The organism is Bacillus sp. DX3.1, from assembly GCF_030292155.1.
GTDB lineage: Bacteria > Bacillota > Bacilli > Bacillales > Bacillaceae_G > Bacillus_A.
In genome coordinates, this window is the sequence record NZ_CP128153.1 from 3,950,066 (window position 1) to 3,961,559 (window position 11,494).

The 11,494-nt window shown below is 35.8% G+C and carries 17 protein-coding genes and 1 pseudogene; 4 read left to right on the forward strand and 14 right to left on the reverse strand.

All coding sequences use genetic code 11. The features are described 5' to 3' along the window. Positions 1-154 precede the first annotated feature (154 nt). The 9 genes and pseudogenes from QRE67_RS19795 to comGA form a co-directional block, all read right to left on the reverse strand. Positions 155-355 (reverse strand): YqzE family protein, encoded by a 201-nt coding sequence (locus QRE67_RS19795; RefSeq protein ID WP_286121921.1) that lies wholly within the window; start codon positions 353-355, stop codon positions 155-157. A 35-nt stretch (positions 356-390) separates the two neighbouring features. Then, positions 391-888: a shikimate kinase gene (locus QRE67_RS19800; RefSeq protein WP_286121922.1), complete on the reverse strand. Its 498-nt coding sequence runs from the start codon at positions 886-888 to the stop codon at positions 391-393. Position 889: 1 nt separating this feature from the next. Further along, complete coding sequence (comGG, locus tag QRE67_RS19805) at positions 890-1,267, reverse strand: competence type IV pilus minor pilin ComGG (RefSeq protein WP_286121923.1); 378 nt, start codon at positions 1,265-1,267, stop codon at positions 890-892. After that, the gene (gene comGF, locus QRE67_RS19810) at positions 1,264-1,725 is read right to left on the reverse strand and encodes a competence type IV pilus minor pilin ComGF (RefSeq protein WP_286121924.1); all 462 of its coding nucleotides are present in this window, start codon (positions 1,723-1,725) and stop codon (positions 1,264-1,266) included. Before comGF ends, comGG begins: the two co-directional genes overlap by 4 nt. Then, entirely contained in the window at positions 1,712-2,005 is a 294-nt protein-coding gene (locus QRE67_RS19815) for a type II secretion system protein (protein ID WP_502873992.1), read from the reverse strand. Before QRE67_RS19815 ends, comGF begins: the two co-directional genes overlap by 14 nt. Before the next feature lies 1 nt (position 2,006). Beyond that, positions 2,007-2,453 (reverse strand): annotated as a pseudogene (gene comGD / locus QRE67_RS19820) (competence type IV pilus minor pilin ComGD); the annotation flags it as partial. Beyond that, positions 2,450-2,752, reverse strand: coding sequence for a competence type IV pilus major pilin ComGC (gene comGC / locus QRE67_RS19825; RefSeq protein WP_286121926.1), 303 nt, complete (start codon positions 2,750-2,752; stop codon positions 2,450-2,452). The gene comGC and the pseudogene comGD, both read right to left, overlap by 4 nt. A 12-nt stretch (positions 2,753-2,764) precedes the next feature. Next, positions 2,765-3,799 carry a competence type IV pilus assembly protein ComGB gene (gene comGB / locus QRE67_RS19830; protein WP_483298689.1) on the reverse strand — a complete coding sequence of 345 codons (1,035 nt, stop codon included), beginning with the start codon at positions 3,797-3,799 and terminating at the stop codon, positions 2,765-2,767. Further along, the gene (gene comGA, locus QRE67_RS19835) at positions 3,792-4,835 is read right to left on the reverse strand and encodes a competence type IV pilus ATPase ComGA (protein ID WP_286125334.1); all 1,044 of its coding nucleotides are present in this window, start codon (positions 4,833-4,835) and stop codon (positions 3,792-3,794) included. Before comGA ends, comGB begins: the two co-directional genes overlap by 8 nt. A gap of 226 nt (positions 4,836-5,061) precedes the next feature. Between comGA and QRE67_RS19840 the strand changes: the two genes are divergently transcribed. The 3 genes from QRE67_RS19840 (at position 5,062) to QRE67_RS19850 (ending at position 7,640) form a co-directional block, all read left to right on the forward strand. Next, entirely contained in the window at positions 5,062-5,757 is a 696-nt protein-coding gene (locus QRE67_RS19840; protein WP_286121927.1) for a helix-turn-helix transcriptional regulator, read from the forward strand. A gap of 141 nt (positions 5,758-5,898) precedes the next feature. Further along, positions 5,899-6,141 (forward strand): DUF2626 domain-containing protein, encoded by a 243-nt coding sequence (locus QRE67_RS19845; protein WP_286121928.1) that lies wholly within the window; start codon positions 5,899-5,901, stop codon positions 6,139-6,141. A gap of 104 nt (positions 6,142-6,245) precedes the next feature. Continuing rightward, complete coding sequence (locus tag QRE67_RS19850) at positions 6,246-7,640, forward strand: L-cystine transporter (RefSeq protein ID WP_286121929.1); 1,395 nt, start codon at positions 6,246-6,248, stop codon at positions 7,638-7,640. A 213-nt stretch (positions 7,641-7,853) separates the two neighbouring features. On the opposite strand, the gene QRE67_RS19855 is transcribed toward QRE67_RS19850, so the two are convergent. Further along, entirely contained in the window at positions 7,854-8,069 is a 216-nt protein-coding gene (locus QRE67_RS19855) for a DUF3912 family protein (protein ID WP_286121930.1), read from the reverse strand. Positions 8,070-8,520: 451 nt separating this feature from the next. Here QRE67_RS19855 and QRE67_RS19860 point away from each other — a divergent pair, with 451 nt between their 5' ends. Then, the gene (locus tag QRE67_RS19860) at positions 8,521-8,832 is read left to right on the forward strand and encodes a hypothetical protein (protein WP_286121931.1); all 312 of its coding nucleotides are present in this window, start codon (positions 8,521-8,523) and stop codon (positions 8,830-8,832) included. A 56-nt stretch (positions 8,833-8,888) separates the two neighbouring features. On the opposite strand, the gene QRE67_RS19865 is transcribed toward QRE67_RS19860, so the two are convergent. From QRE67_RS19865 to murG, 4 genes are all read right to left on the reverse strand, one after another. Beyond that, a complete protein-coding gene (locus QRE67_RS19865) occupies positions 8,889-9,380 on the reverse strand; it encodes a hypothetical protein (protein WP_286121932.1) in 492 nt (163 codons plus the stop codon). A 193-nt stretch (positions 9,381-9,573) separates the two neighbouring features. After that, positions 9,574-9,951 (reverse strand): nucleoside 2-deoxyribosyltransferase, encoded by a 378-nt coding sequence (locus tag QRE67_RS19870; RefSeq protein ID WP_286121933.1) that lies wholly within the window; start codon positions 9,949-9,951, stop codon positions 9,574-9,576. 110 nt (positions 9,952-10,061) lie between these two features. Next, on the reverse strand, positions 10,062-10,343 hold the full coding sequence (locus QRE67_RS19875; RefSeq protein WP_502873993.1) for a DUF3966 domain-containing protein: 282 nt from the start codon (positions 10,341-10,343) through the stop codon (positions 10,062-10,064). Positions 10,344-10,422: 79 nt separating this feature from the next. After that, a complete protein-coding gene (murG, locus tag QRE67_RS19880; protein WP_286121934.1) occupies positions 10,423-11,481 on the reverse strand; it encodes an undecaprenyldiphospho-muramoylpentapeptide beta-N-acetylglucosaminyltransferase in 1,059 nt (352 codons plus the stop codon). Positions 11,482-11,494: the final 13 nt, after the last annotated feature.

Genomic DNA, 11,494 nt, shown 5'->3' on the forward strand with positions numbered 1-11,494 from the left:
CAAATAGCGGGATAAAAAATACCCCTGCACGATAACTGTGCAGGGGTATTTTTTATAGGGTTATTTATCGAATCGATGACGAGTATACACTCATCACAAAAATTTTACTATACCACTTAGTTTAATTACTAGCGGTAAATCATTCCAATTTATATTAACTTGATTTCTTTCTCTTTGTCTTTACTTTTTGATAAAACAAAGCTGCACTGAGCGGCATAACACCAAACCATTTGTTTAAAAACGGTTCTTTTTCAGCACGGCGCTGCTCTTTTTTTTGCTTTCGGTCCTCTTTTGGAGCATCCATATACGATACAAATTGTTGCGTAATAAAACGCACATAATCATTAGTAGACATATCATCACCTCTACTTGATTAGTATGCCCACTTTTTTATTCATTAATCTTGCGTTGCATTTCTTCAATAATCTCTTCCACTTTTTTATTCGTTGTATCAATATGCACAGTTGCTTCTTCATAATGGAATCGACGCTTCTCAAACTTCTGGGCAAACGCTTCTATATTCTTTTTTTGAAACAAAGGACGTGTCGTATCTTCACTCAGACGCTCTGCAATCACATATGGATCACAATATAAATACACAACGATTCCATTCTCTCTCATCCACTGTCTATTATTCGTACTTTCAACGATGCCCCCACCAGTTGTAATGATGATATCGCTTGTTGGTAAAGCTTGAAGCATTGCGCTTTCATATTGGCGAAAACTGATTTCTCCTTCTTCAGCAAAAATATCACGAATCAATTTCCCATATTTCTCTTCAATTCTTTGATCCGTATCCACCACAGGAATTCCAAGTCTATCACTTAACGCTTTTCCAATTGTTGTTTTTCCGACTCCCATAAAACCTGTTATATAAATGGCCTGCATTTCATTCCCTCTCTTCTACCCAATTCATAACGCTTTTGTTCTTTGTATTATAACGAAAACTCGCTTTATATGCTCGCTTTTGCTTTGTCACACATTGAAACGTAACAAAGACAACTTCGTCTTCAAATACATAATTCCCATTCGCTTCCCCTTTTTCATACAGGAATGAAAACACACCATTTTGTTCTTTTTGCTGCAAATCTTGTTTTATATCTGAAGCCGCTTGATCTATAAGTTCTTCCAAGGCAAATTTCTGTTCTGCTTCCGCATAAAATTTTTGATCTGACAGCAACATATTCGTCTCATAGATAAAAAAAGAAAATAGTAAAAAAAGAAGAATTAATGTTCCTGGCATTGCAAATCCATCTTGCTTCTTCATGTCAGCACCTTAATTGCAGCATAACGTGTCACTACACCACGGTGCACCTTACCGCTTATATCCTGCACATGTATGGATAACACATATGGCGTCAGTTCATAAGAAATCGTGCTTACTTTTTGCAATAACACTTCTCTACCTGCTCCATTTACTTTTCTCACAACATCATTTCCAGATATTTCATACGTTACGGTACCATCATTACTTATTTTAAAAAACATTTTCTCTAGTTCATTGGGCATTATTCCCTTTTTTGCAACTTGTACTTCTCGAAACTCTAGCTGTACTTGTTCTAGAAACACATCCCATTCCCAACTATTCATTTGTTTCGAGTATGGTTTTTCAATAAATAAACTGTGAAGACGCGGTACAAGAAGAACGAAAACGGATAAAAACAACAAACATAACACCATTTCCAACAATGTAAATCCTGCCTCTATCGTTCTACTTTTTCGCATAGCGGCATTGTTCCATCCTTCTTTGTTTGACATCTTTCCAAAACGTACAGACCTCTTCCCCTCGCCAATTCGTTCTATATACGATACCATCTATCGTCGTTTCTTTTTGCTGCGCCTCATGATTTTGATACGTATAGATGGCAGCTTCTTCTTTCAACAATAGTTGGGCTTTATACCGAAACTGGATATTTTTTCTTTCTTGCATGATAAGAAGTGTCTGCGGAAGTAATAGCGATACTGTCATCATTAATAAGCTCAAGGATACGAGCATTTCGAGCATAACTGATCCTCTTTGGCACTTCACGATACGTAAATCTCCCTCTTCCAAGCTGAAATACAATTTCATATGTGCGCGTGCGATAAGTAAGCAAGATTGTACCACCTTGGTTTATATTTCCACTTGCATTATAGGTCATAGGATTTGGAAAGGTATGTAAATCAACCTTTATATCCGCTTCATAATCTCGAACAATAATGGGTCGTTGCTCTACCGCTCCCCCAATGCTATACATGTGTTGTTCAGGAAACCATCGTAATGTATGACGGCTACGATGGCTCATTGCTAACTGCTGCATAAAAAGAATATCTTGAGAAAATTGTTTCAGAAACTGCTCCACTTTTTGTTTTTCATATAAAGGAGAAACATTAAAATATGTGACAACGCTTAATATGGAAATAATAAACAAGACGAGAAGCATTTCTAAAAACGTAAATCCATTTTGCTTCATGACTTAACAACGGATACTGTACCGTCTTCACTCGAAATGGTAATTTCCTCCCCTTTTGGACAAGTTTTAGAAGTAATATATTTTTCTTTTACTAAATCATCTACTGTTGGCACTTTATTATTTTGCAACTGATAGGATTGTACTTGTGCTTCTACAGACTTCACGTAAGCTTCACAACCTTTTCCTTGTACAGAAGAACGCTGCGTCACCACATTCGGAATAATCAGCAATAATAATACAGAAATAACAACCATGACTAATAACATTTCTAATAGGGTAAACCCTTTTTCATTATTCATTCAAGTCGCCTCCTAAATAGAATTCATCATTTGAAACATCGGCATAATCATGGCTAAGTACATCAGGACAACAATCACGCCAATACATGTAAACAAAAGCGGTTGAATAATGACTAAAATACGATTGACCTTCCCTTCCATTTTTTCAATTGTTAATTCACTATAATCACCTAATTCTGTCGCTAAGTTTCCATTTGCTTGCCCATGTGCAATGACATAAGACAGTTCACGCTCATAATAACGACTCTTCATAATGATAGAGTCCAACTGTTCTCCCGCTATTAATGACTCTTCAATACGAGCAGCTTCGCATTGAAAAAACGGATGATGTTTTTGTTCAATCATTAAAGTAAGAGCCTCAAGTACTGATAAACCACCTTGTAATAATCCGCTTAATTGAACGGAAAAATAATGAGAATTTATTAAAATAAGAAATGGTTTTATGATGGGAATGCGAATAAAAACATTCATTCTTTGAACCGGAGGAAGTTTTTTTATATAAAATACATATATGCATGTTCCAAGGACAATTAAGAGAAAAAAAACAGCTATCATATATGGGAGCACTTGAATAAACAACATAATGTAATCAGTAAAAGAAGAGGAAGAAGCTTGCAAAGAGCTGTACAAGGTTGAAAATTGCGGAAGTAAAACAAGATTGAACACAAGGAGAATTCCCACTAAGAAAAGAGATAAGAAAATGGGATAACGGAGCACTTTCATCATATCTTTTTGATGTTTATCTTTCCTATGCAGTAGTACACTTCCTTGTTGCAACGCAAAAGAAACGTCACCATGTCGTTGTGCATAAAATAAATAGCTTAGTATGTCTGGATGAAACATAAGTTGGTGAAAAGCATCATGCAAACTCTTCCCCTTTTTTAGTTCTTCGGCAATATACTGCAATTGTATTTGCTTTTGAGAAGATAACTGAAACTGAAGAAACTCTAATGCATGTAGAAGTGAATAGCCCTTTTCTAACAATTCTCCAAGTCTTTTTAATAACAATACTTGTTCATGTAACCTCCATACTTTTCGTTCAAACATACATATCCTCTTCTAAAAAGCCTAAGGCATACCCTTTTCTCACACACTCCTGTAGTGTTTCATAATGATACGTTACATGTTCTCCATTTGCTTCGCGAATGACTTGTTTCAGTTCATGACCATACAATAGCTCATAAATACTCGCCTGCCGTACTTGACGCATTCCTTTACATAACGGCGAACATTTTCCTTTGCAAAATGGACATTTTAATTCGACGAGACGCTGTGCTGCTACTGCGAGTAATGATTGTTCAATTTCTTGTAGCGTAATCCCATAATCCATGAAACGTAACACCGCTCCTTTCGCATCATTTGTATGCAGCGTTGTCATAACTAAATGACCCGTTAAGCTAGCACGCACTGCTACCTTTGCTGTCTCTTCATCACGAATTTCGCCAACTAAAATAATATCGGGATCATGACGCAAAATTGCTTTTAGACCTGTTGTATACGTGATACCTGCCTTTTCGTTGATTTGAATTTGTAATAACCCCTCCTTTCGTTTCTCAATCGGATCCTCAAGCGTAACGATACGACGCGTTTGTTGTTTTTTCGCTACTTCTAAAAGAGCATACATCGTTGTTGTCTTTCCTGATCCTGTTGGTCCAGTAAAAACTAACAGCCCGTGAGAATGATGTAAAAAAGAGAGAAGTGTTTTTGCTGAGCTTGGAAATAAAGAGAGGTGGGAAAGTGGTTGAACTGACGCTTGTAAGTGCAAGCGAATGACAAGACTTTCTTGATAAACCGTCGGCAATGTAGAGAGGCGTAAATGTACTTCTTGTCCATCAATTTGTAAATACAGTGACCCATTTTGTGGCTTACGCCTTTCACCTATATCCATGGACGCTAAAAATTTAAAATGCGAAACAAGTCTTTCTCCAAATTCTTTTGCAATACAATGCTTCTTTACTAAATCTTTTCCAATACGCAATTGTATAACTGCATCTTCCTGCCGCGGTACAATGTGTAAATCTGATGCTTGTAATACACACGCTTCTTTCATAATCGTATTCGCAAAACGTTCAATGGCATTCATCATCATCTCCTCCTCACTATGTATATATCATGAGAATTCTAAAAAGAAAAATAATGAATTTTGTTTTTTCAAAGCTTACTTTCCCTCTTTTGCTATAACAAAAAAGGAAATACACTTGTGAAATTATGAACAATTTCCGAATTATCGCCTGAAATTACCTATATGTAACGTTATCTATATTATAATGTTAATATCTTGGATAAAGTAATAAAAGGTGGAGATTCTTATGGAACAAGCTCTAAAAATTACAGGCGTATTATCTGATCCAACTCGTTATTATATTTATAAATATATATCTCAAAAACATAATTACGTAACAGTACAAGAAATCGCAGATGAATTTACTATACATCCAAACGTATCCCGTTTACATTTATCTAAATTAGAAGATGTAAATATGTTGAAATCGGAAACAAAGAAAACTGGAAAAGGTGGTAGACCCAGCAGATTATATGCATTATCTGACGACTTGATTCAGCTACAATTCCCATTCCGTGATTATCAATTACTTGCAAAAATTGCTTTTAATACATTAATTAGCCTTGGTGCAGCTGGTGAAAAAGCTTTATATGAAACTGGTAAACAATTTGGTACAGAGTTAATGGAACAGCATATGCAGCGTTTAAATATTAGTGAGGCCTCTTTAACGCTAGAGCAAAAAGTACAAATTGCCAAAGAGGCATTAGCAACTGCTGGTTTATCACCTTCTTTTGAATTAAGCACAGATGGCACAAAAATTTTCTATGATGTTTATAACTGTCCATTTAAAGAAGTTGCCATTCATCACCCAGAAGAAATTTGTAACATGCATGGTGATATGATGAAAGGAATCTTTGAAATCCTATTCCCAAACATGGAATTAACACGAAATGAAAGCTTATTAGACGGATGTAAATCATGTAATTATAAGATCCATCTATAAAACTCATTCTCCGGTAGAGTGAGGGGAAAAGGAGTCAACTTCATTTGACTCCTTTTCTTTTTTTTGCAAATGTTTACAATAGTAAGAAAAATAAACTATAATGAGGAGAGGTTTACTTTTATAGAAAAGGAGGGGAATTGCATGGAGCGCATGTTTCGCGTTCTCGGCTTTTGGACTGGAATTTTCTCGGTTATGTTTTACTTAGGGGATATGTACGCAACTGCACTATTGTTTCTAGGACAAACAGGATTCTTTGTACTTTTAAGTTATTTAAAATTGACAGAACGTATGTATATATACGTATTTGGGGCATATTTAACCGTCTTCTTCATTGGATTTACATACTATACGACATTTCTTCTTACCCCTGGTGCAGCACATTAAAAAGATGGCAAATTGCCATCTTTTTAATTTTTTAATTCCCTAGTTGACTTATAGGTTTTCTTGAAATATAGTTTATATAACAGATCGGAAAGAGGGGAAACAACATGAATACACTGTTAGTTGGAATTAACATTGCGGTCATGCTCGTATTAGTTGGCTTATTATATTATATGCAGCGCAAGCATGTATCTTTTAATAAACGAGTATTTACTGCATTAGGAGTCGGAATTACATTTGGACTTATATTACAATTTATCTATGATCCTACTTCTAAAGTCATTATTGAATCTAATAACTGGTTTAGCCTAATCGGTAGTGGTTACGTGAAATTGCTACAAATGATTGTTATGCCACTTATTTTAGTCTCTATCATTTCAGCTTTTACGAAATTAAAGTTAACAAAAAACCTTGGTAAAATTAGTGGTTTTATTATTGGTATTTTAATACTTACAACTGGTATTGCTGCTGCGGTTGGTATCGCAGCAAGTGCAGGGTTTGACGTACAAGCAACTGGATTGCAACAAGGTGATGCAGAATCCGCTCGCTTAAAATTAGTGGAAGAGAAATTTACTTCCATCGAACAAACACCAATTCCACAAAAATTATTAGAACTATTACCTACAAATCCATTTCTTGATTTAACAGGTGCACGTCCAACATCAACCATTTCGGTTGTAATCTTTGCAGCTTTTATTGGAATCGCTTTTATCGGAGTAAAAAGAAAATATCCAGAACAAGCAGAACTATTTGCAAAGATGCTAGATGCTGTGTATGCAATTGTGATGCGTATGGTAACATTAATTTTACGCCTTACTCCATACGGCGTGCTTGCTCTTATGACAAAAACAGTCGCTGGTAGTGATGTGGGTGCGATTTTAAAACTCGGTAACTTCGTTCTTGCATCTTACGTAGCACTCATTGTTATGTTTATCATTCACTTATTGTTAATTGCTTTATCTGGTTTAAATCCAATTCAATATTTAAAAAAGGTATTCCCGGTTTTAACATTTGCATTCACTTCTCGTTCTAGTGCTGGTGCAATGCCGTTAAATATTGAAGCACAAAAAGAGAAACTTGGTGTTTCAGAAGGAATCGCAAACTTTGCAGCTTCCTTTGGGGTATCCATTGGTCAAAACGGATGTGCAGGTATTTATCCAGCCATGCTTGCTATGATGGTCGCTCCAACTGTTGGAATCGATCCATTACAGCCTCAATTTATTTTAACGTTAATTGCCGTTGTTGCTATTAGTTCATTTGGTGTTGCCGGCGTTGGTGGTGGCGCAACCTTTGCAGCCCTAATCGTACTTTCTACGATGAATTTACCAATCGGCATTGTCGCTCTTGTAATCTCTGTTGAACCATTAATTGATATGGGACGTACTGCTTTAAACGTAAGTGGATCAATGACAGCTGGTCTTATTTCTAGCAAATGGCTTGGTGAATTAGACCATGATACGTATAATCAAACAGATGTAAAAACAGAAGAAGTTGCATCCTAATAAAAAACACTTGGATAAACATATCCAAGTGTTTTTTATTGAACGATTTACTTTATCTTCATCAATTAGTTTGCCTCAGCCGCCTCTTTTACAACTTAAGTAAGGAACATACCATCCTATTTCATATACTTGCACTCACGAAAGAAACAGCCACACTACAGGAAAACCTCCTTTATGTTTTTAAAGTATGCGCTCCATTTAAGCCCGTCCCTTTTACAAATAGCCATTTTGATCGCACCATTCATGAAATTTCCGCACATCTACACCTACTAAAACGATATCTTTTAATTCTACATCAATGTTTTGACCGTCAATGACAATGATAAAATTCGGTTCTTCCTGCGTTCCTTTTCGCTTCACAACCCCAATTTGATTCCGATATGGTCCGTCCTTTACGTATGCTTTTTGTCCTGTAATGTCAAAATTCAAGATTCTCACCTCTTTACCACGCTCAAATGGGCAGTAATACCCCACCTCAAATTTCTGTAAGAAGCAAAAAAGTTAGGTAGGGGAAAACTGCCCATTTGAGCGCTATTAGTTTCACTTTATTTGCACCATTTCTGTATATATATGATGAAAAAAGAAAAAAGTCCCTACTTTTTTCTTTTCCTCGTACTAACTGTCAGTAAGCCCCCACCCTCAATTCAAAAAAATCACACATTGAAGAAAAAATGTCCGCAAGAGCTCAATTCGTTCAACTAATCATCTGCCGGGATGAATCCTTTTCACAGATGGAAACTTCATTTTATTACAATTATTTTTTATTTATTTCATTTTGTTAAGTATACGTAAAAATTGCAGATAAACACCGATGATAACGCTTTCTTATTTGTAGTTTATGTTATAATAAACGAGGATAACTTCGCAAAGAGGGAGAAAAATGAATACAACAATTATTACAAAAATCATTGAAGCACTAAAATCATATGGATTTCAAGAAGTAACATACTGCGAGGAGACAAAGCAATTTTTGTTTCATAATTATACCGATATTATGAGTGGCTATGCTGAAATCACATACAGCAGTCAATTTGAAAAGTTTAATGTGCAAATTCATCCCATTGAAACGCATCATCAAGCAGAGTTACAAGAGGTCGAAAGGCACATTCAGTCCTGCATACGAAAAGTGGAATATTTAAATGCAATTCTTGCTGGAAAACGGAGACTAACAGACAAACTTATTATAATGTAAAAAAGAACGTGATGAGCACGTTCTTTTTCATTTACCCCCCACTACTGGAAGGCTCACTATATATTCATCTTTTCTTTCAACTGTACACCCGTAATATTTTCTAATAGGTCCATCGCTTCGTCTACTGTCATATCGAAAATCGTTTTATTCTCCTCTACATATGGAAACTGACGTAAACGTTTCTCTAACATTTTCACTGCGTCCGATGTAAATAAAGCACTATCAATGCCGAATTCTGTTTCAAGAAGAACAATCCAATCTAAAACGTGAAACCCTAATCCATTTAGAAATGAAATTAGTTTTTCTTCAGACTGTGCAGATAAGAATACGTGACGTTCCATTTCACTAAAGAGCTCATCTCCTAAAATTTCCGCTACTTCCTCATCATGTTCACGATTTATGATTTCTTCATATCCATAATCATCAACAAGCTCTTCTACTTCTTCTCCATCCATAAATAATAGCTGACTACGAAGTGCATCTTTTTTAAATTCGCTTTGTTGTACGACTGTTAAGAAACTTGTTTGCCATCCTTGCTCTAATTTCATATTTGTAACTCCTTTTTTCTTCTTAATTTTCACTACAGTTTTCTTTTATTTTCTAATTATATTCCCTCACATACCGCGATATAAGGGCTAGGTTCTTCTAACAGCGTCCATTGTTCCCACTTTTGAAACGGTTTATAATCATATCCATACTTTTGTAAAGTACGAGGTATATGAATCTTTTGAGTCGCTGTTATTATACCCCTTCCTTTTCCACTACATATGAAATAAACTGCTCTACTTTCCCTTGAAACATATTCACTTCTGGTAAATGATAAAACGTTGTTTGCAGTGGATTATTTTCATGATACACATATATTTTCTTTTCCCAAGCAAGTGCCATACCAAACTCCGTATGACTCCCATTTCCTCCATCCAATAAAAGCAGAAAAACATCAGCGTCTCTTATCGCTTGTTTTTCTGCTTGACCAATTTCCTGTAACTGCACTGCATGTGTTGCTTTTTCATTTTTTGTCCAATCATATGTATGCTGCCATCCTGCCACTTTCAATTTGCTCGCCACAAACTGAACAAGATGTTTATTTTGAAAGCCTGATGCAATATAGAAATTCATACGGATTAACTCCTTAATTGTATAAAAACAGAAGGGAAACTCCTTGTTAGCGCTCACGACAACAAAAGAGGATGATCTTTTACCAACTCCCCGAAAGAAGTCCCCCACCTTCAAAGCTTATTAGCGTTTAATTGGTGAGTAGTTGAATGATTCTCTCTTATTTTTTGTTTTTTATCACTTTCATCGGCTAACATTTCTAACTCAGCTGTTATTTCCGATTTTTCTAGATTTCGTTCTTGTGAAAATTTTCTTGCAATGTAAATAATAACACTACCAACGTACAACACAAAACATACAATAAGAGCAGTATTTTCATAGAGGCTCAGCTCCAACACAGTCACTCCTAATCCATTCGTATTTTTACGCCTAAGTAACTGGAATTCCCCTGTCAAATCTTTGTTATTGTAACATAAATTCAGTAATCCTTCGAATCTTTTGTTCTACTAAAAAAAGACATGATTTTTTTCAAAATCATGTCTCTGTAATATATTTAATGATTGTTTGCACTGCTTCTTTTCCATTATACTTTTTCATGTCTTTTCTGTAATTTTCACGATTACGATATAATTCTTCTATATGTTTCATAAGAGATGTAACTGTTACATCTTCTTCATATAAAACTGTTGCATAGCCTCGTTTTTCAAATGACTTTGCATTCAAAATTTGATCCCCTCTACTTGAAGCCTTAGATAAAGGGATTAAAAGCATTGGCTTTTGCAACATTAGAAATTCAAAAATAGCATTTGATCCCGCACGTGAAATCACAAAGCTTGTCGCTGCTAATACATCTGGTAGTTCTCCGTGTACATATTCAAATTGCTTATACCCTTTCGTATCATGCAACTGCTGGTCCAGGTTTCCTTTTCCGCACAGATGAACAATTTGATAGTTTGCAAGAAGCTGTGGCAATGCCTCGCGGACAGTCTCATTAATCTTCTTTGCCCCTAGACTTCCTCCCATTACTGTAATAACAGGTTTTTGAGAATGGAATCCTAGAAAACGCAAACCTTTTTCACGATTCCCTTGCAGCACTTCTTCACGTACTGGCGATCCTGTATAGATGACTTTTTCTTTTGGCAAATGCTTCCCAGCTTCTTCAAACGTAACAAAAATCTTAGAAGCAAAACGCAGTGCAATTTTATTTGCAAGCCCAGGCGTCATATCTGATTCATGCAAGAAAACAGGCACACGGTTCAACCATCCACCAATTACCACCGGGACAGAAACAAAACCACCTTTTGAAAAAATAACATCAGGTTTTAGTTTTCGAATACGTACATACGCATCCATTACGCCCTTCATAACAAGAAAAGGATCTTTTATATTTTTTAAATCAAAATAGCGGCGTAGCTTACCGCTTGCTATACCATAATACGGAATCCCTTCTTGTTCTATAATCATTTTTTCAATCCCTTGATGAGAACCAATATAAGAAATTTCCCAATCCATCTTTTGTAAATGTGGTATAAGTGCTAAGTTTGGTGTCACATGTCCTGCTGAACCGCCACCTGTAAAGACTATCTTTTTCATACGTCTCCCCCTT